The 20,027-nt window shown below is 69.2% G+C and carries 16 protein-coding genes; 2 read left to right on the top strand and 14 right to left on the bottom strand.

Translation table 11 applies throughout. The features are described 5' to 3' along the window. Window positions 1-77 precede the first annotated feature (77 nt). Window positions 78-1,895: a glutamine--fructose-6-phosphate transaminase (isomerizing) gene (glmS, locus tag ACZ69M_RS00325; RefSeq protein ID WP_099922510.1), complete on the bottom strand. Its 1,818-nt coding sequence runs from the start codon at window positions 1,893-1,895 to the stop codon at window positions 78-80. A 13-nt stretch (window positions 1,896-1,908) separates the two neighbouring features. Further along, entirely contained in the window at window positions 1,909-2,166 is a 258-nt protein-coding gene (locus ACZ69M_RS00330; protein WP_470045738.1) for a hypothetical protein, read from the bottom strand. A gap of 164 nt (window positions 2,167-2,330) precedes the next feature. Between ACZ69M_RS00330 and ACZ69M_RS00335 the strand changes: the two genes are divergently transcribed. Then, a complete protein-coding gene (locus ACZ69M_RS00335) occupies window positions 2,331-3,896 on the top strand; it encodes a purple acid phosphatase family protein (RefSeq protein WP_470046316.1) in 1,566 nt (521 codons plus the stop codon). 42 nt (window positions 3,897-3,938) lie between these two features. Here the strand turns inward: ACZ69M_RS00335 and ACZ69M_RS00340 are convergent, their stop codons facing one another. Further along, the gene (locus tag ACZ69M_RS00340) at window positions 3,939-4,808 is read right to left on the bottom strand and encodes a DUF4429 domain-containing protein (protein ID WP_470045739.1); all 870 of its coding nucleotides are present in this window, start codon (window positions 4,806-4,808) and stop codon (window positions 3,939-3,941) included. Between the two features lie 85 nt (window positions 4,809-4,893). Between ACZ69M_RS00340 and ACZ69M_RS00345 the strand changes: the two genes are divergently transcribed. Then, window positions 4,894-6,480: a beta-N-acetylhexosaminidase gene (locus ACZ69M_RS00345; RefSeq protein ID WP_470045740.1), complete on the top strand. Its 1,587-nt coding sequence runs from the start codon at window positions 4,894-4,896 to the stop codon at window positions 6,478-6,480. Window positions 6,481-6,610: 130 nt separating this feature from the next. Here ACZ69M_RS00345 and ACZ69M_RS00350 read toward each other — a convergent pair whose 3' ends face one another. The 11 genes from ACZ69M_RS00350 to ACZ69M_RS00400 form a co-directional block, all read right to left on the bottom strand. Then, on the bottom strand, window positions 6,611-8,383 hold the full coding sequence (locus ACZ69M_RS00350) for an IucA/IucC family protein (RefSeq protein WP_470045741.1): 1,773 nt from the start codon (window positions 8,381-8,383) through the stop codon (window positions 6,611-6,613). Further along, the gene (locus tag ACZ69M_RS00355; RefSeq protein ID WP_470045742.1) at window positions 8,380-8,949 is read right to left on the bottom strand and encodes a GNAT family N-acetyltransferase; all 570 of its coding nucleotides are present in this window, start codon (window positions 8,947-8,949) and stop codon (window positions 8,380-8,382) included. Before ACZ69M_RS00355 ends, ACZ69M_RS00350 begins: the two co-directional genes overlap by 4 nt. Next, window positions 8,946-10,232: a lysine N(6)-hydroxylase/L-ornithine N(5)-oxygenase family protein gene (locus tag ACZ69M_RS00360; protein WP_470045743.1), complete on the bottom strand. Its 1,287-nt coding sequence runs from the start codon at window positions 10,230-10,232 to the stop codon at window positions 8,946-8,948. The genes ACZ69M_RS00355 and ACZ69M_RS00360 overlap by 4 nt, the downstream gene beginning before the upstream one ends. Beyond that, entirely contained in the window at window positions 10,216-11,673 is a 1,458-nt protein-coding gene (gene desA, locus ACZ69M_RS00365) for a lysine decarboxylase DesA (RefSeq protein WP_470045744.1), read from the bottom strand. Before desA ends, ACZ69M_RS00360 begins: the two co-directional genes overlap by 17 nt. 154 nt (window positions 11,674-11,827) lie before the next feature. Beyond that, window positions 11,828-12,682: a siderophore-interacting protein gene (locus tag ACZ69M_RS00370; RefSeq protein ID WP_470045745.1), complete on the bottom strand. Its 855-nt coding sequence runs from the start codon at window positions 12,680-12,682 to the stop codon at window positions 11,828-11,830. A 54-nt stretch (window positions 12,683-12,736) separates the two neighbouring features. Then, on the bottom strand, window positions 12,737-13,786 hold the full coding sequence (locus ACZ69M_RS00375; RefSeq protein WP_470045746.1) for an ABC transporter substrate-binding protein: 1,050 nt from the start codon (window positions 13,784-13,786) through the stop codon (window positions 12,737-12,739). Window positions 13,787-14,156: 370 nt separating this feature from the next. Continuing rightward, window positions 14,157-14,540: an Imm10 family immunity protein gene (locus tag ACZ69M_RS00380; protein ID WP_470045747.1), complete on the bottom strand. Its 384-nt coding sequence runs from the start codon at window positions 14,538-14,540 to the stop codon at window positions 14,157-14,159. Window positions 14,541-14,815: 275 nt separating this feature from the next. Beyond that, window positions 14,816-15,694 carry an RpnC/YadD family protein gene (locus ACZ69M_RS00385; RefSeq protein WP_470045748.1) on the bottom strand — a complete coding sequence of 293 codons (879 nt, stop codon included), beginning with the start codon at window positions 15,692-15,694 and terminating at the stop codon, window positions 14,816-14,818. 141 nt (window positions 15,695-15,835) lie between these two features. Beyond that, window positions 15,836-16,996: an acyl-CoA dehydrogenase family protein gene (locus ACZ69M_RS00390; protein WP_470046318.1), complete on the bottom strand. Its 1,161-nt coding sequence runs from the start codon at window positions 16,994-16,996 to the stop codon at window positions 15,836-15,838. Window positions 16,997-17,007: 11 nt separating this feature from the next. Next, window positions 17,008-17,964, bottom strand: coding sequence for a hydroxymethylglutaryl-CoA lyase (locus ACZ69M_RS00395; RefSeq protein ID WP_470045749.1), 957 nt, complete (start codon window positions 17,962-17,964; stop codon window positions 17,008-17,010). Beyond that, on the bottom strand, window positions 17,961-20,027 hold the full coding sequence (locus ACZ69M_RS00400) for an acetyl/propionyl/methylcrotonyl-CoA carboxylase subunit alpha (protein ID WP_470045750.1): 2,067 nt from the start codon (window positions 20,025-20,027) through the stop codon (window positions 17,961-17,963). The genes ACZ69M_RS00395 and ACZ69M_RS00400 overlap by 4 nt, the downstream gene beginning before the upstream one ends.

Below are 20,027 nucleotides of genomic sequence, written 5' to 3' on the forward strand. Positions count from 1 at the left end.
AACCGGTGCCGCTCTCGCGGCGGTGGTCGCGCGCCGCGGGGGTTCCTCAACGGTCGCTTCGGCGGGCCGGCGGATTTTTACTCCACCGTCACCGACTTGGCCAGGTTGCGCGGCTTGTCGATGTCGCGGCCCAGGGCCAATGCCGTGTGGTAGGCGAGGAGCTGGAGCGGGATGCCCATGAGGATCGGGTCCAGCTCGTCCTCGTTCTTCGGGACGACGATCGTCTGGTCGGCCTTCTCCTGCTCCTGGTGCGCCACCGCGAGGATCCGGCCGCTGCGGGCCTTGATCTCCTCCAGGGCGGCGCGGTTCTTCTCCAGGAGGTCGTCGTCGGGGACGATCGCGACCGTGGGCAGCGCGGGCTCGATGAGCGCCAGCGGGCCGTGCTTGAGCTCGGAGGCCGGGTAGGCCTCGGCGTGGATGTACGAGACCTCCTTGAGCTTCAGGGAGGCCTCACGGGCCACCGGGTAGCCCCGGACGCGGCCGATGAAGAGCATGGAGCGGGCCTCGGCGTACTCCTCGGCCAGCTTCTTGATCTCGTCCTCCTGCTCCAGGATCTCGGAGATCTGCGCGGGCAGCCTGCGCAGGCCCTCGATGATCCGCTTGCCGTCGCGGACCGACAGGTCGCGGGTGCGGCCGAGGTGCAGGGCGAGCAGCGCGAAGGCGACGGTCGTGTTGGTGAAGCACTTCGTCGAGACGACGCAGACCTCGGGGCCCGCGTGGACGTACATGCCGCCGTCCGCCTCGCGGGCGATCGCCGAGCCGACGACGTTGACCACACCGAGCACCCGCGCGCCCTTGCGCTTCAGCTCCTGCACGGCGGCCAGTACGTCGTACGTCTCACCGGACTGGGACACGGCCACGTACAGGGTGTCGGGGTCGACGACCGCGTTGCGGTAGCGGAACTCGGAGGCCGGCTCGGCGTCCGCGGGGATGCGGGCGAGCTCCTCGATCATCTGGGCGCCGATCATGCCCGCGTGGTACGAGGTGCCGCAGCCGAGGATCTTCACGCGGCGGATCTGGCGCGCCTCACGGGCGTCCAGGTTCAGGCCACCGAGGTGCACGGTGGAGAACCGGTCGTCGATGCGGCCGCGCAGTACCCGGTCCACGGCCTCGGCCTGCTCGTGGATCTCCTTGTGCATGTACGTGTCGTGGCCGCCCATGTCGTACGAGGCCGCCTCCCACTCCACGGTGGTCGGCTCGGCCGTCGTACGGGTGCCCTCGGTGGTGTACGTGCGGAAGTCGTCGGCCTTGAGGGTGGCCATCTCGCCGTCGTCCAGCGTCACTATCTGGCGGGTGTGGGTGACCAGGGCGGCGATGTCCGAGGCGACGAACATCTCCTTCTCGCCGATGCCGAGGACGACCGGGGAGCCGTTGCGGGCCACCACGATGCGGTCGGGGAAGTCGGCGTGCAGGACCGCGATGCCGTACGTGCCCTCGATCACCCGCAGGGCGTCGCGGACCTTGTCCTCGAGCTTCTCGGCCTGGGAGCGGGCGATCAGGTGGGTGAGGACCTCGGTGTCGGTCTCCGAGAGGAACTCGACACCGTCCGCCTCGAGCTTCTTGCGCAGGTCGGAGGCGTTGTCGATGATGCCGTTGTGGACGACCGCGACCTTGCTGTCGCCGGACATGTGGGGGTGCGCGTTCACGTCGGAGGGGGCGCCGTGGGTGGCCCAGCGGGTGTGGGCGATACCGGTCGTGCCCTTGAAGCGTGCGGGGACCTTGGCCTCCAGGTCACGGACCCGGCCCTTGGCCTTCACCATCTTCAGACCGGCTGACTTCGGCGTCGTGACGACGATGCCCGCCGAGTCGTAGCCGCGGTACTCCAGGCGCTGGAGGCCTTCGAGCAGCAGCGGTGCCACGTCACGCCTGCCGATGTATCCGACGATTCCGCACATATATATGTATTCCTCAGCCATAGACAATGCGGCGCAGCTGCCTGAGCGTGAGCTCCGGCGGCGCGACCGCGCGGTACTTCAGGTCCGCCTCGATCCGTTCGAAGATCGTCGCGTTGACCAGGCCCTGGGCCTGGAGCTCGCGGTGGCGGCGACGGACGTAGTCCTCGGTCGTCTCGTCGAAGTAGGCGAGCACGTCCTGGATCACCCGCAGTGCCTCGCCCCGGTTCAGGGGGGTGGAGCGCGTCAGGTGATCAACAAGTTCCTCGTGCACCCGTTGATCCTGGGGTACGAGGAGCCGATTCGCAAGAATCCTGCCCGATATCGGGCAAGTGGCTGTTGAAGGTCTTATGGGGGGCTGTTAGCAAGCTGTCCATCCTGCGTCTTGTGCCGCGTCGATTGCCGGGAGCAACTTCTGTGGCCATGGACATTCCACGCATGGGCGTACCGGAGAAGCTCGCCGAGCGCATGACCATGGCAGAGCAGCACGAGTATCTCCGCGCCAAGTTCTCCCGGCGCAACATGATCAGAGGCGGGGCCGTGACCCTCGGCGCCGTCGCGGGCGGCGCCTTCGTGCCCGGCGCCGTCGCACAGGCCGCTGTCCCGACGCAGGCCACCACCTCCTCGGCCGAGAAGATCGACGGCGCCCTCGTCGCCCCCTTCGGCCGTCACCTCGCCTTCGGTAATGACCCGCGTACGGAGATCACGGTCTCCTGGCAGGTTCCGGCCGCGGTGAAGAAGCCGTTCATCCGCATCGGAGCCCACCCCTGGGACCTCTCCCGCAAGATCGAGGCCGAGGTCCGCTCCCTCTACACCCCGGCGGGCGTCGGCGCGAGCGGCGACCACACGCAGTACTACCTGCACGCCAAGCTCACCCACCTGCGCCCCGGCAAGACGTACTACTACGGCGTCGGCCACGCGGGCTTCGACCCCTGCGCGCCCCACCTGCTGGGCACGCTCGGCACCTTCACCACCGCGCCCTCGCACGCCGAGCCGTTCACCTTCACGGCTTTCGGCGACCAGGGTGTCAGCTACCACGCCCTGGCCAACGACAGCCTGATCCTCGGCCAGAACCCGTCCTTCCACCTGCACGCCGGCGACATCGCCTACGGCGACCCGGCCGGCCAGGGCAAGACCTCCGACACGGTGTTCGACTCGCGCACCTGGGACCAGTTCCTCGCCCAGACCGAGTCCGTCTCCAAGTCCGTGCCGTGGATGGTGTCGTACGGCAACCACGACATGGAGGCCTGGTACTCGCCCAACGGCTACGGTGGCGAGGAAGCCCGCTGGACGCTCCCCGACAACGGTCCGGACAAGAAGAACCTTCCCGGCGTCTACTCCTTCGTCTACGGCAACACGGCGATCATCTCCCTGGACCCCAACGACGTCTCCTTCGAGATCCCGGCCAACCTCGGCATCTCCGGTGGCACCCAGACGAAGTGGTTCGAGGGCCAGCTGAAGAAGTTCCGTGCCGCGAAGGACATCGACTTCATCATCGTGTTCTTCCACCACTGCGCGTACTGCACCTCCACGGCGCACGCCTCGGAGGGGGGCGTGCGACAGGAGTGGGTGCCGCTGTTCGACAAGTACACGGTGGACCTGGTCATCAACGGCCACAACCACCAGTACGAGCGCACGGACGTCATCAAGGGCAACGAGATCACCAAGAAGCTGCCGATCGGCGACACGGCGTACTCCGAGACGGAGGGCGTGGTGTACGTCACGGCGGGTGCGGCGGGCCGCAGCCTGTACGCCTTCACTGCCCCGGACTCGTACGAGGGGCACGAGAACGAGGTCGAATCCGTGGCCTCCTTCATCAACCTCAAGGACGGCAAGCAGAACGAGACCGTCGCCTGGTCGCGCGTTCGCTACCTGAACTACTCCTTCCTTCGCGTGGACGTCACCCCCGCGCCGAAGGGCCACTACACCACCCTGAAGGTCCAGGGCATCGCCGAGACCGGTGACCGGATCGACCACTTCACGGTGGCGCGCAGGGCGAAGTAGCCCCACAGCCCGCCCGGAAGGCGGTCCGCGCCGGCGCTGTTCCTAGATGCGCCTGAGGACCGCCTGCTTGGCCAGGGCGAACTCCTCGTCCGTCAGGACGCCGCACCGGTGGAGGTCGCCCAGTTCGCGCAGGCGGCGGAGCAGGGCGTCGTGGTCGTCCTCCGGGGCGGTCGCGGCCGGCCGCTCCGTCGCCTGTGCGGCTTCCGGGGAGGCCGTGGGATGCGGGAGCCGGGCCTGCACCGCCGCCGCGACCAGCGCCATCAGCGGGTCCTTCTTGAAGCCCCACAGTTCGACGGAGTTGGGGTCGTACTTCGGCGGGGCCTTGGTCTCCGCGCCGCGGACGGTAAAGCGCAGGTAGCCGTTCTCCAGGCCGACCGCGGGGTGCCACTCGACGGTGGTGAGGTCGCTGAGGGCGAGCGAGCGGGCTCCGGCGGCGGACTTGGAGTCCTCGGTCTTCCAGTTCCACTCCAGGCGCACGTGCTCGCCGTCGAAGCTCGCGGTGCCGTCGCCGGCGGAGACGGACAGCGGCACGGAGGGGCCCGGGAGCAGATAGCTGTCGACCGGGTCGGCCGGCACCCGGTCCAGAAGCAGCGCGTCCCGGACCTCGTCCACGACGTACTCGGCGACGCCGTAGCGGTCGGACTCCACGGTGAGCTGGTAGGGGTCGTTAGGCTCGGCGAGTCTGCCGCCGGTCGCCTGGAGCAGCGGGTCGGCGCCGTCGCGCAGCCGGAGCCGCAACCGGCCGCTCTTCCTGCCTTGTTCGAAGGAAATCCCCGCCAACGCTCCCAGCGGGAGCGTCAGTTCACCCAAGGTTCTGCGGAGCAGGCTCACGTTCTTGTCGCGCCCCGGAGTCAGCCGCAGCGCGTCGCCGTCGAAGGTCCACGTCCCGTCCTTCTGGATGATTTCCGCCATGAGGGGGATTGTTTCACCGGGTCTGCGGAAGAGTGGTCTATACCCATTCGCAATTCATTTGCAGGGTCCTTCGAAGGGAGCGCATGTGAGACAGCACAGAACGCCCCGTCTTCTCGGTACGCTGCTGCTCGTGGCGGCCGCCGGTGTCTCAGTCGCCGGTGCCGCACACTCCGAGTCGGGCCGCACCGCGACCCCGCTCGGGCAGGTGGTGCCGGCCCCCGCCTCGGTCCACGCGGGCGGATCCCCGTACCGCATCACCGACGGCACCCGTATCCGGGTCGAGGACTCGCCTCAGGCCCGCCGGGTCGGCGCGTATCTGGCCGGCGTCCTGCGTCCCTCCACCGGGTACCGACTGCCCGTCACCACGCACGGCGCGGGCGGTATCCGGCTGCGGATCGCGGCGGGGCCGACGGGCGCCGAGGGCTATCGCCTGGACAGCGGACGGGACGGTGTCACCATCACGGCCGCCGCGCCCGCCGGGCTCTTCCACGGCGTCCAGACGCTGCGCCAGCTGCTGCCCGCCGCCGTCGAGAAGAACTCCGTGCAGCCCGGCCCCTGGCTCGTCGCGGGCGGCACCATCAAGGACAGCCCGCGCTACGGCTACCGCGGCGCGATGCTCGACGTCTCCCGGCACTTCTTCGGTGTCGCGCAAGTCAAGCGGTACATCGACGAGTTGGCCCTCTACAAGGTCAACAAACTGCATCTGCACCTGAGTGACGACCAGGGCTGGCGCATCGCGATCGGCTCCTGGCCGCGGCTCGCGACGTACGGAGGGTCCACACAGGTCGGTGGCGGGCACGGGGGTTACTACTCCAAGGCCGACTACAAGGAGATCGTGCGGTACGCGGCCTCCCGCTATCTGGAGGTCGTCCCGGAGATCGACATGCCGGGCCACACCAACGCCGCGCTCGCCTCGTACGCCCAGCTGAACTGCAACGGGACCGCGCCCCCGCTCTACACCGGCACCGACGTCGGCTTCAGCTCGCTGTGCGTGGCGAAGCCGGTGACGTACGACTTCGTGGACGATGTCGTGCGGGAGCTGGCGGCGCTCACGCCGGGCAGGTACCTCCACATCGGCGGGGACGAGGCCCACTCCACCAGCCACGCCGACTACGTCACCTTCATGGACAAGGTGCAGCCGGTCGTCGCCAAGTACGGCAAGACGGTGGTCGGCTGGCACCAGCTGACCGGGGCGCACCCGGTGAAGGGCGCCATCGCGCAGTACTGGGGGCTCGACGACACCAGTGCCACGGAGAAGGCGCAGGTCGCCGAGGCCGCGCGGAACGGCACGGGACTCGTGCTGTCGCCCGCCGACCGGGTCTACCTCGACATGAAGTACACCGCCGACACCCCGCTCGGGCAGGACTGGGCGGGCCTGGTGGAGGTGAAACGGTCCTACGACTGGGATCCGGGCGCCTACCTTCCGGGAGCGCCGGCTTCGGCGATCCGGGGCGTCGAGGCGCCGCTGTGGACGGAGACCATCGTCAAGGGGTCCGACATCGACTACATGACCTTCCCGCGGCTGCCCGGCGCGGCCGAGCTCGGCTGGTCGCCCGCGTCGACGCACGACTGGGACACCTACAAGGTGCGGCTCGCGGCGCAGGGGCCGCGTTGGGAGGCCCTGGGGATCGGCTACTACCGCTCGCCCCAGGTGCCCTGGCCCACGGCGTAGGCGCTCCGCTGGAAGTGCGGGGAGGTGCCGTCGATCGTCCGAGGTTCCCTCGTGGCCGGTCGCGCAGGTCTCAGGGCGCGGCCCAGAAAGGTGGGGCTCAGGAGGACCGTACTCCTGAGCCCCACCGGTTTCAGAGACCCGCGATCGGGTTCTTCAGGCTGCCGACCAGCTGGAGTGCGCCGGACGGATCGGCCAGGTCCACCATCTGCTTGTTGTTGCGCAGCTGGAGCCGGTTCAGGCAGGACAGCGCGAACTCGGGCGCGAACATGTCGTACTGCCGGAACTTGTCGGCGAGTTCGGGCGCCGACGCCTGGTACTCGCGCACGGACTCGGCGACCGTCCGCCAGAAGTCGCCCTCGTCGAGGATGCCCTCGTCGGCCAGGTCGGCCGCCAGGAAGCGGAAGAAGCAGTCGAAGACGTCCGTGAAGATGGACAGGAGTTTCTTGTCCTCGGGGACCTCGACGCGGATCCGCTCGACCACGGGCGGTAGCACCGCCTGCGGGTCCATGACGGCGATCTCCTCAGCGATGTCCTTGTAGATCGCGCGCTGCACGGCGCCGTCCTTGAGGACGAGGATGACGTTCTCGCCGTGCGGCATGTAGACCAGGTCGTAGGCGTAGAAGCTGTGCAGGAGGGGCGTGAAGTAGGCGCGCAGATAGCGGCGCAGCCACTCCACGGGGGGCAGCCCGGACCGCTCGATCAGCGCGCCCGCGAAGGAGGCGCCCGCGTGGTCGACATGGACGAGGGAGGCCATGGTGGCCAGGCTCTCGCCCTCCTGGAGCGAGGGGACCGGGCTCTCGCGCCACAGGGCCGCGAGCATCTTGCGGTACGGGGAGTAGCGGTCGGTGGCGGCCTCGTACTCCAGGTGGCGGTAGCCGACGGCGGCGCGCTCGCGGATGACCGACAGGCCGGTGGACTTGAGCACCGGGTCGTTCTCGACGAGCTGGGCCAGCCAGTCGTTGATCGCCGGCGTCGCCTCCATGTAGGCGGCGGACAGACCGCGCATGAAGCCCATGTTGAGGACGCTCAGCGCCGTCTTCACATAGTGCTTCCCGGGGCTGGTGGTGTTGAAGAACGTCCGGATGGACTGCTGGGCCAGGTACTCGTCGTCGCCCTCGCCGAGGCAGACCAGGTGGCGCCGGGCGACCTCGGCCGCGAAGGTCACCGAGAGCTTGTTCCACCACTGCCAGGGGTGGACGGGGATGAGGAGGTACTCCTCGGGGTCGAGGCCCTGTTCGGTGAGGGTGGCGGTGAACCGCTCGACCGTTTTGGCCCCCAGCTCCTCGCGCACGAAGGACTCGTACTCGATGCCCGCACCGGCGGTGAAGGAGGCCCGGGAGCGGTGCGCGGCCAGCCACACCAGCCGGATCGGGCTCGCGGTCTCGGGGGCGTACGAGAGGTACTCGTGCACGCCGAAGCCCAGCCGCCCGTTGTTGGCGACGAAGCAGGGGTGGCCCTCGGTCATGCCGGTCTCGATCTCCTGGAAGGAGGCCTTCGCGAGTTCGGCGGAGGGGATCTGCGGCTTGGTGAGTTTGAAACAGGTGCCCGAGAGGGTGGAGGAGATCTCCTCCAGGTAGACCGGCAGCACCTCGTCGCTCAGGCCCAGTGACGTCTTCAGCTCGATGAAGAAGTCGAGTGCGGCCAGCGGGAGTTCGGCCCCGTCGCGGTGGCGGGTGATCGACTCGGGGTCGACCTGCCAGTGGTCGAGGGAGCGGAGGGTGGCGGTGAAGCGGTAGCGGGTCAGGCCGTCGTCGCTGCGGACGACGTACCCGCCGTCGCCCTCGGGCTCCGGAGTGATGAGGCGCTCGTGCGCGAACTCGGCGAGGGCCTTGCGCACGAGAAGGCGGTTGGCGCGCTCCCAGCGCTCGGGGGAGAGGTGGGCCACGGCGTCGGCGAGGCTCATACGGTCACCCCCGCCGTCCGCTCGAACCGCTCCCGGGTGCAGAAACTCAGCAGCGCCCTTTTCTCCGGCTTCTGTATCTCGCGCTCGGGCACGAACCCGACGGCTTCGTTCAGCGCGTGCACGGCCGTGTTGCGCACGTCCGGTTCGACGACGACCCGCGCGGTCGTCGGGTCGGCGAACAGGTGCGCCATGACGGCGGTGATCACGGCCCGGGTGAATCCGTGCACGGGTGTGTCGGTGGGCGCGACCAGGAAGTGCATGCCGACGTCGCCGGGCTGCGGCTCGTACAGGCCGACGAGTTCGACGTGCGCCGGGTCGTAGCGCTCCATGAGGAAGACGGGCTCACCGTCCCGCAGACCGAGGAACGCGTCGTGGTACTCGCTGGCCGCGATGGCCATGTACTCGCGCTCCACGTCGTGCAGTTTCGCCTCCTGCATCATCCAGAAGGCGGCCTTGGGATGCGTCACCCAGCCGTGCAGCAACTCGGCGTCCTGGAGGGCGTCGAGGGGGCGGATGGTGAAGGTGCCCATGTCGGTGGTCGTGCCTGTACGGCTTGTGGTGCTCATACGCTGAACTCCTGGAACGCGATCGTCTTCTCGACCGGGTAGTACTCGGTGCCGAGCAGCTCACGGATGATGGACGCGTTGCGGTACGGGCCCATGCCCAGGTCGGGGCTGGTGATGCTGTGGGTGTGGACGCCCGCGTTCTGCAGGAAGACGCCGCCGCCCGTGGTATCGATGGCGTAGTTGCGGGCCACGTCGAAGTTGCCGCGGGTGTCGTAGCGCAGCCGCTCGCGGATGGGCTTCAGGAACTTGGGCTCGGCGTACTTGTAGCCGGTGGCCAGGATCAGGCCCTCGGAGCTCAGCTCGTAGTCCTTGCCCTGCTCCTCCTGGCGCAGGCCCAGGGTGTACGTGCCGTTCTCGTGGGCGGCCGTGTTCAGGGAGGAGTTGGTGAGCAGCCGCGTCGGGACGGGGCCGGCGAGGTTCTTCTGGTAGAGCAGATCGAAGATCGCGTCGATCAGCTCGCCGTCGATGCCCTTGAACAGGCCCTTCTGCTCCGTCTGGAGGCGGTAGCGGGTCGGCTCGGGCAGCGCGTGGAAGTAGTCGATGTACTCCGGGGAGGTCATCTCCAGCGTGAGTTTGGTGTACTCGAGCGGGAAGAAGCGCGGGGAGCGCGTGACCCAGTTCAGCCGGTAGCCGTGGACGTCGATCTCGCTGAGCAGATCGTAGTAGATCTCGGCGGCGGACTGGCCGCTGCCGACGAGCGTGATCGACTTCTTCGCCTGGAGCTCCCGCTTGTGCTGGAGGTAGCGGGAGTTGTGGATGAAGTCGCCGCCGAGGTCCGCGCAGGCCTCGGGGATGTACGGGGGTGTTCCGGTGCCGAGGACCAGGTGGCGGGCGCGGAACACCTCGCCGGCCGCCGTCCGCACGTGGTACAGATCGCCCTCGTACGTCACTTCCTCGACCGTCGTGCTGAAGCGGACGCTGCTCAGTTTCGAGGCGGCCCAGCGGCAGTAGTCGTCGTACTCGACCCGGAGCGGGTAGAAGTTCTCGCGGATGTAGAAGGAGTACAGCCGCCCTGACTCCTTGAGGTAGTTGAGGAAGGAGTACGGGGAGGTCGGGTCGGCGAGGGTCACCAGGTCCGACATGAACGGGGTCTGGAGGTGCGCCCCCTCCAGGAACATCCCGGAGTGCCACTCGAAGTCCGGCTTGGACTCGAGGAAGACGCCGTCCAGTTCGGCGATCGGCTCGGTGAGGCAGGCGAGGCCGAGGTTGAAGGGCCCGAGCCCGATCCCCACGAAGTCGTAGGTCTTTCCAGTGGCTTCGACGGATTCAGGAAGCGCGGTCAAGGGACTCTCCCAGGTACTGCTCGGCGTGGCCGGCGATCAGACCGAGCACGGCGGCGATGTCGTCGGTCGTGGTCTCGGGGTTGAGCAGGGTGAACTTCAGGTAGTGGCGGCCGCCCACCTTGGTGCCCGCGACGACGGCGTCACCGGAGGCGAACAGGGCCTTGCGGGCGTAGAGGTTGGCGCGGTCGATCTCGGCCGGGTCGGTGACGGCGGCCGGGATGAAGCGGAAGACGAGGGTGGACAGGGACGGCTCGACCACCACGTCGAAGCGGGGGTCGGCGGCGAGCAGCTTCCAGCCCTCCTGGGCCAGGTCGCAGACCTCGTCGAAGAGTTCGCCGATGCCGTCGGCGCCCATCACACGCAGCGTCATCCACAGCTTGAGGGCGTCGAAGCGGCGGGTGGTCTGCAGAGACTTGTCGACCTGGTTGGGGATGCGCTCCTGGACCATGCGGCGCGGGTTCAGGTACTCCGCGTGGTAGGTGGCGTGGCGCAGGGTGGCGGCGTCGCGGACCAGCACGGCGGACGAACTCACGGGCTGGAAGAAGGACTTGTGGTAGTCGACGGTGACGGAGTCGGCGCGCTCGATGCCGTCGAGGCGGTCCCGGTTCTTGAGGGAGGTGAGCAGTCCGCAGCCGTAGGCCGCGTCCACGTGCAGCCACGCGCCGAACCGGGCGCACAGCTCCGCGATCTCGGGGAGCGGGTCGATGGAGCCGAAGTCGGTGGTGCCGGCGGTGGCGACGACGGCCATCGGGATCAGGCCGTCGCGCTCGCAGCGCTCCAGCTCGTGGGCGAGGGCGAGCGTCTGCATGCGCTTGTTCTGGTCGACGGGGATCGAGACGACGCAGTCCGCGCCGAGACCCAGGAGTTTGGCCGACTTCTTGACGCTGAAGTGGCTGGCCTCGGAGGCGAAGATGCGGAGTCTGGCGGCGTGGTCGCCGGGTTCACCCCCCGCCTTGGCCTCCTCGCGGGCCAGCAGCAGGGCCTGGAGGTTGGACTGGCTGCCGCCGCTGGTGAACACGCCGTCGGCGGCCGGGCCGAGGCCGATGCGCTCGTTGGTCCAGTCGATGAGCCGGCGCTCGATGAGGGTGCCGCCGGCCGACTGGTCCCAGGTGTCCAGGGAGGAGTTGACGGCGGACAGGACGGCCTCGCCGAGCACGGCGGGTATGACCACCGGGCAGTTGAGGTGCGCGAGGTAGCGCGGGTGGTGGAAGTAGATCGCGTCCCGGAGGTAGACCTCTTCGAGTTCGTCGAGGACCGCGCTGGTGTCGTGCAGCGGGCGGTCCAGGTCGATCTGCTCGATACGGGGAGCGAGGGCGTCGACCGTGACACCCGTGAACGGTCGGTCGGTGGTGGCGAGTTTGGCCGCCACCCGCTCGATTCCTTCGGTCACGGAGCGGCGGTACCGCTCCGCGGTCGTGTCATTGAGCAGGTGCGAGCGCATGTGGGGGTCCTCCGTGCGGGAGAGTCCGAGCGGGACGGGTGGGGCGGGGGCTGAGCCGGGACGAGAAGCGGGGCGGGGTCCTGGCGTTCGACTTAGGTTAGCCTAACCTAAGTCGATCTGCGACCCCGCCCCACCTGTGACTTTTCGTGAACGGTCACTCCTGCTCGCGCAGTTGCTCCTCGGTCAGCCCGCGCCGCCAGTAGCCGACGAAGGTGACCCGCCTGCGGTCGATGCCGCGCTCGCGCACGAGATGACGGCGCATCTCCTTCACGCACCCGGACTCGCCCGCGATCCAGGCGTACGGACTCCCGGCGGCCGGAAGCCGGGCGGTGCGTACCGCGTCGACGGCCATGGGGGCCCCGCCGTCGCGAACGAGCCAGGTGATCTCCGCCTCGGCGGTGACCAGCAGGTCCTGGACGTCCTCGGCGTGCTGGACCTCCAGCCAGGCGCGGACGCGGGTGCCGGCGGGCAGGGACTCGAGGATCGCGGAGGCGGCGGGCAGCGCGGTCTCGTCCGCCCACAGGACGACCAGGTCGGTGTCGGCGGGCGGGCGGAAGCGGATCGCCCGGTTGTCCTCGACCGCCGGGCCGAGCAGTACGACGCGGTCACCGGCCGACGCGCGGGAGGCCCACCGGGACGCCGGCCCCGCGGGGACCTCGGCGTCCGGCTCCACGCCGTGCAGGACGAAGTCGATGTCGATCTCGCTCGTATGGCCCCGGGCGTCCCGGCGCAGCGCCCGCAGCGTGTACGAGCGCATCACCGCCCGTTCGTCGTCGGGGAGTTCGCGCCAGCCCTGCCACCAGCCGTCGCCCAGTTCGTAGGGGACGGCGGGCTCGGTCTGGCCGGGGTGCGGCAGGAAGAGGGAGAGGCTCTGGTCCCGGCCGTGGGAGGCGAAGGCCGGCAGGTCGTCGCCGGCGAAGGTGATCCGGACCAGCGACGGGCCGAGCCGCCTCGTCCGTACGACCTGGAGGGAGAAGAAACGGAACGGGGCGGCTACGGCCGTCGTCATAAGTGCTCCTGAGTCATCGTCAGGTGGTCACGTCAGATGGTCACGTCAGGGGTGTCAGGCGACCTTCTTGGCCTTCTCGATCGCCTCGGCGAGGTTGTCGAGGAGCGGGGTGCACTTGTCGTACGACACGATCGGCTCGGGGGAGCGGGCGATGACCTGGCCGGCCTTGACCGCGGGCAGCTTCTTCCAGGTGGCCTCGGTGATGTCGGCCGGCTGGATGGTCGCGCTGCGGTCGTCCATGATGATGATGTCCGCCGGGTACTTGTCGACGTTCTCCCAGCTCAGGTTCTCGAACCAGCCGCCGCTGGCCTTCAGGGCCTTGGCGGAGGGCTCGACGATGTTCACGCCGAGTGCCTTGAAGTACTCCAGGTCGATGGAGAGGTTCGAGCCGGAGACGTAGAAGATGTCCTGGCTCGCGGAACCGGCGAGCACCTTGATCTCGGGGCGGGCCTTGGCGGCGGCGCGCAGCCTCTCGGCGGCCGTCTCGAACTTCTTCTTCGCCTCGGCGATCTTGGCGGACTTCTCGTCGGCGCCCAGCGACACGGCGAGCGCGAGCATGCGCTGCAACGACACGGGCATCTGGCGGTCGTAGACGGAGATGCCGACGCTCGGGGCGAGCTTGAGGATCTTCGCCTTGGACTCCTCGGGGACGTACCAGAGGGTGCCCGCGGAGTCGAACATGGTGGAGAGCAGCACGTCGGGCGCGAGGGCCGCGTACTTCTCGATGTTGAACTGGCCCCACTCGTTGCCGAGGACGGTCAGCTTGCTGACGTCCATGTCGCCGGCCTGGACGTCGGCCTTGCCGTCCTTGGTCGTGGTCGGGCCGAAGACGCCCTTGACCTCGATGCCGTAGTCGTGGAGGGCGGCGGCGACACCGGTGAAGGCGACGATGTTCGCCGGGATCTTGTCCAGCTTCACCGTCGTGCCGCGGTCGTCCTTGAAGGTCCAGGGGCCGGACTTGGCGGCGGCGGCCTTCGTCGACTCCGAGCCACCGCTTTTGCCGTCGTCGTCGCCGCAGGCGGCGAGGACGGCACCGAGACCGAGGGCGCCGCCGGCGGCGAGGATGCCGCGTCGGGTGAGGTGGGTGGCACGGGCGTTGGACATGTGTGTGGCTGCTTTCGGCACGGGGCTGTAGCGCCCGCCGGACAAGTTCGAAGATAGGTTAGCCTAACCTCACTGCTTGTCCAGAGGGTGGCTGCCGTCCGCCGGAATCTGCGGGCCGCCTGTGTGAACGCCTGAGCGACGGCTTGGCCGTCGGGCCTCAACTCCCGTGTGACACGCGACGTTTTCAGACATGACGCGCACTCAATGAGGCAAGTGCTGCGCGCCCACGGGGTCAAACCTGAATACATCGGGGCGTAAAGGGAGCCGATGTGCGTAATGAACGTTGACTGGCTTAACTGATCATTTCAGATGCGCACGCCGCAGCGTCCCCGCCATCTGTGTCCCACGCAAGTCCCCCAGGGACGCGCCCCTATAGGTCCACGCGCTGAGGGCGGGCGTCTGTCCGCCCGAACGCCAGGACTTGGGCGAGCACCTTCCGCATCCGCTCGATGTCCTCGGCCGGCAAGTCGAGTTCTGCCTCGATCTCGGGGTCTTCCAGTTCCAGATTGTCGAGCGAGGCGGGGTTCAGCGACACCGTGAGCAGCCTGTCCGACAGAGCGATCTCCCGGACGCAGCCATAGGCCGTTCCGTGGTGTGGGGTCACGAGGCAATGGCTGTCGAGTCCGAGTGACACGTTCTGACGGGTTGGTTCGCCGATGTTGCTCATGAACAGCAGGAAGAAGCCCTCGCCGTCATTGTCCGCGGCGACGCCAACTTGCATCACGTCGTTATCTGGGTCGACCTCTGCCGCCACTGCGCGAGCAGTGAACCTGTGTGTCATGGCGCGGTTCCAGCAGGAGGCCCGAGCCTCCCGGCAGGCAGGTCGACCACCGTCAGAAACGACGTTCATCGGCCGAGGGCCCGGTGATCGTGGTGTCGGCGGCATGGCTGCCGTTCGGCGGAGGGGTCGCCGGGTAGGAGGCGGTCGGCGTCGCCGACGGTCTGCCGGGGTTCGTGTCCGGCGCTCCCTGGAAGTCGTTCCTCCAGGGAGTCGTCAGGTAGTTGGCGACCGGCTGAGGTCACCGCCGGTCAGGCCTCCGTGAACAGCTCCTCGCTGCTGGTGGCCGTGATGGCCCGGTCGAACCAGGTGCTGAGGGTGTTCAGGTCGGTGCAGTCGCTGATGCGCTCCCTGGTGGCTTCGGGGAGGTCGATGCCGCGGACTTCGAGGATGCGGAGGATGTCCTCGGCTCGGCCCTCGGCCCGCCCTTTGATGTGGGTCTCCTCGATGAGGGTGCCGCTGCCGGGGAAGCGGCTGGTCCACGTGGCCATCAGGTTCCTCCAGAGTGTGCGGGTCCGGGAGTCTCCCAGACCGATCTCGGTGTACTCCGCCCAGCCCTTCGCGGTCTCGCCGCTTGCCTTGGCGAGCGCCGTCGCCAGTGCGTCCAGTATCACAGGAAGAGCGGGGTCCTTGGCGTGGGTGAGCGCGGAGAAGACGGACAGGGGGATGTCCTGTGCCGCTTCCTCCGGGTCGGTGATCGCGGGGAGGTTGTCGGGGCCCAGGACCAGCGGGAAGACCGCGATGCTGGTGTGGTGGGGTGGGCCGATGCGGATGGGTTCAGCGGCCCAGGACGCCGTGGCCTTGTCCTGGCACACGACGAGCAGGACCGGGGGCAGTTGGTATTTCGCGTAGAGGTGTGCCAGGTAGTACGTCCAGCTGTTGAGCTTGTCGGGGTCCCGTCTGCCCTGGGCCTCGACGGCGAGCAGGTAGCTTCCGTCGTCCGCCGTGCGGATCCGTTGCAGGGTGTCCACGCGGCGGTCCATGGGCTTGATCTCGGTGAGATCGGTGTCCAGTGGCTCGACTGCCGTGGGCTGGGGTAAGTCGATGCCCGCCTTCGGGAGGGCCCGGGCGAACAGTCCCGGGTCCTCCCTGAAGATCCTGTGCATCACCTCGTGTGCTGAGCTGACCATGTGACGGACCGTAGTGGCCTCGATCCGTTTCCGTGGCTGGGCGGTGCGGGCTTCAGCCGATCGAGTGACTTTGCCTCTGTCCTATGCCGGAGAGGCACGGCTTTCGCGAGTCGCTCCAGCCCGGTGGGGACTCCGGCCGGGTCAGCCCACCAGCCCCAACTCCCGCGCGATCAGCATCCGCTGCACCTCGCTCGTGCCCTCGCCGATCTCCAGGATCTTGGAGTCGCGCCACATGCGGGCCACCGGGTACTCGTTCATGAAGCCGTAGCCGCCGTGGATCTGGGTGGCGTCCCGGGCGTTGTCGACGGCGATGGTGGAGGAGTAGAGCTTGGCGACGGCCGCCTCCTTCTTGAAGGGCTCGCCCGCGACGAGGCGGGACGCGGCGTCGCGCCAGCCGACGCGGGCCATGTGGGCCTTCATCTCCATGTCGGCGATCTTGAACTGGATGGCCTGGTTCGCGCCGATCGGGCGTCCGAACGCGTGCCGCTCCTTGGCGTACTTCACCGACTCGTCGACGCAGCCCTGCGCGAGGCCGGTCGCCAGGGCCGCGATGGCGATACGGCCCTCGTCCAGGATGCGCAGGAACTGGGCGTAGCCGCGGCCCTCCTCGCCGAGCAGGTTCGCGGCCGGGACGCGGACGTCGGCGAAGGACAGCTCACGGGTGTCGGAGGCGTTCCAGCCGACCTTCGAGTACGGGGCGGCGACCGTGAAGCCGGGGGTGCCGGACGGGACGATGATCGCGGAGATGAGCGGTTTGCCGTCGGGCCCCCGGCCGGTGACGGCGGTGACCGTGACCAGGCCCGTGATGTCCGTGCCGGAGTTGGTGATGAAGCACTTGCTGCCGTTGATCACCCACTCGTTCGTCGACTCGTCAAGGCGGGCCGTCGTGCGGGTCGCGCCCGCGTCCGAGCCGCCGTCCGGCTCGGTCAGGCCGAACGCGCCCAGGATCTCGCCGGAGCAGAGACGGGGAAGCCACTCCCGCTTCTGGGCCTCCGTGCCGAAGAGGTGGATCGGCATCGCGCCGAGCGAGACGCCCGCCTCCAGGGTGATGGCGACGGAGGAGTCCACCCGGGCGAGCTCCTCCAGGGCGATCCCGAGGGCGAGATAGTCGCCGCCCATGCCGCCGTACTCCTCGGGGAAGGGCAGTCCGAACAGGCCCATGCGGCCCATCTCCCGCACGATCTCGTACGGGAACTCGTGCCGCTCGTAGAAGTCGCCGATCTTCGGGGCCACGACGTCGTGGGCGAACTCCTCGACCGTACGGCGGAGTTCTTCGAGTTCGGGGGAGAGGCGGTGGTCCAGGGACATGGGGATCATTCCTTGTGGGAGAGGGCTTTGACCGTGCGGGACGGGCTGGGTCGGCCCAGTCGCTCGGCCATCCACACGCTGGTGGCGGTGAGGCGGGCCAGGTCGACACCGGTGTCGATGCCGAGGCCCTGGAGCATCCATACGAGGTCTTCGGTGGCGAGGTTGCCGGTGGCGGACTTGGCGTAGGGGCAGCCGCCGAGACCGCCCGCGGAGGCGTCGACGGTGGTGACGCCGTGCTGGAGAGCGGCCAGGGTGTTGGCGAGCGCCTGGCCGTAGGTGTCGTGGAAGTGCACACCGAGCGCGCTGGTCGGCACGCCCTCCTCGTTCAGCTCGGCGAGGAGGGTCTGCACATGACCCGGTGTCGCCACGCCGATCGTGTCGCCGAGGCTCAGTTCGTCGCAGCCCATGTCCATCAAGGCCTTGCAGACGCGTACGACCTGATGGATGGGTACGGACCCCTCCCACGGGTCGCCGAAACACATCGAGATATAGCTACGGACGTGCACCTTGTCCGCCTTGGCCCGGGACACCACCGGCTCGAACATGGCGAGAGACTCGTCGACGGTCCGGTTGAGATTCGCTTTCGCAAAGGATTCTGTCGCGCTGGCGAACACGGCGACATGGCGGGCGCCGAGAGCCAGCGCCCGGTCCAGACCCCGTTCGTTGGGCACGAGGACCGGGAGGTGCACCCCCGAGGACCTGCCCAGGTCGCTCACGAGCGGGAACAGCTGCTCCGCGTCCGCCAGCTGGGGCACCCACTTGGGGTGGACGAAGCTGGTGGCCTCGATGGTGGTCAGGCCCGAGTCCGCGAGCCGCCGGACGAACTCGGCCTTCACCTCCGTCGGCACGGTCGCCTTCTCGTTCTGCAGCCCGTCGCGCGCGCCGACCTCGTAGATCCGCACCCGCGCGGGCAGGTCCGGGGCCGGTACGACCATGGGGAGGCCGAGTTCGGGGGTGCTCATGTCGTCTCCTCGTACGGTGTCGTCTCCTCGTACGGCGTGATCACGGCCAGCACCTGGTCCATGGCGACCGTGGTGCCCGGCGTGACGTCCAGCTCGCTGACGGTCCCGGCGTGCGGGGCGGAGATGACGTGCTCCATCTTCATCGCCTCGACCACCAACAGGCTCTGTCCCGCGGTCACTTCGTCGCCCACGGCCACCTTCACGACGGTCACCGTGCCGGGCATGGGCGCGGTGAGCGAGTCCACCCCCGCGTGCGCCGCGCCGGTGAGGGAGGCGGCCACGGAGTCGTGGTCGCGCACGTGCCAGGCGTCACCCTCGCGGCCGAGCCAGGTGCCGTCCGGCAGGGCGGCGAAGGTGTGGGCGACACCGTCGAGCCGGAAGGTGAACCGGGATGCGGTGGGCCCGCCGGCGGGCACGGGGAGGCTTCCCCGGAGGGGCCGCTCCTCGCCGTCGAGCAGCAGCTCGACGCCGCCGTCCGCCGCGCGGCGGACGCGGACGGTCACGGGATCGTGCCCCGGCAGCCGCACGTGGTGTGCCGTCCAGGCAGGCTCGCCGCCCAGGCGCCAGCCGTCCGGCACGGAGAACGGATCGACCCAGCCGGTGGCTTCAAAGGCCCCGAAGGCCACCGGGGCCCCGGAAGCCCGGGGGCCGAGGTCCGCGTGGCGCAGCAGCGCCGCTGCCGCGTACACCTCCGCCGGGACCGGCCGCGCGGCGAGTCCGTCCGCCTCCCGCTCCACCAACCCCGTGTCCAGGTCCCCCGCCACCACCGCCGGATGCGCCAGCAGCCGTCGCAGGAACCCGGCGTTGGTCTGCACGCCGAGCGTGACCGTCTCCGCGAGGGCGGCGCGCAGCTTGCGCAGCGCGGTCGCGCGGTCCGGCCCGTACGCGATCACCTTGGACAGCATCGGGTCGTAGAGCGAACCGACCTCCGTGCCCTCGCTCAGCCCCGAGTCGGTACGCACGCCGTCGCCCTGGGGTTCGTGCAGGGCGAGCACCGTGCCGCCGGACGGCAGGAAGCCGCGTGCGGGGTCCTCGGCGCAGATGCGTGCCTCCACCGCGTGCCCGGTGAGGGTGATGTCCTCCTGCCCGTACGGCAGTCGCTCGCCCGCGGCGACCCGCAGCTGCCACTCGACCAGGTCGAGCCCCGTGACCAGTTCGGTGACCGGGTGCTCCACCTGGAGGCGGGTGTTCATCTCCATGAAGTAGTACGACGACGGGTCGGAGCCGGGGACGATGAACTCGACCGTGCCCGCGCCCTCGTACCCGCAGGAGCGGGCCGCCTGGACGGCCGCCTCGCCCATCGCGGCGCGGGTGCCGGCGTCGAGGAGCACGCTCGGCGCCTCTTCGATGATCTTCTGGTGGCGGCGCTGGAGGGAGCACTCGCGCTCGCCCAGGTGGACGACGTTGCCGTGGCCGTCGGCCAGGACCTGGATCTCGATGTGCCGGGGCCGGTCGACCCAGCGCTCGACGAGGAGGGTGTCGTCGCCGAAGGAGGCGCGGGCCTCGCGGCGGGCCGCGGCGATCTCCTCGCCCAGCGCCGACGCGTCCCGCACCAGCCGCATGCCCTTGCCGCCGCCGCCCGCCGACGGCTTGAGCAGCACGGGCATGCCGATCTCCCGTGCGGCCTCGGCCAGCTGGGCGTCCGTGAGGCCGCTGCCGGACGAGCCGGGAACGACCGGGACCCCGGCCGCCTTCACCGTCTCCTTGGCGCGGATCTTGTCGCCCATCAGCGCGATCGCGTCCGCGGGCGGGCCGATGAAGACGAGCCCGGCCTCGGTGCACGCGCGCGCGAACGAGGCGTTCTCGGCGAGGAAGCCGTACCCGGGGTGCACCGCCTGGGCCCCGGTGCGAGCGGCGGCTTCGAGGAGCCGCTCCACCGACAGATAGCTCTCTGCGGCCGGCGCCGGACCGATCCGTACCGCTGTGTCCGCCTCGCGCACATGCCGGGCGTCGGCGTCCGCGTCGGAGAAGACGGCGACCGAGCGCACGCCGAGCGCGCGCAGGGTGCGGATGACGCGTACGGCGATCTCGCCCCGGTTGGCCACAAGGACTGTGTCGAACAT

The organism is Streptomyces sp. NPDC107454, assembly GCF_055582885.1.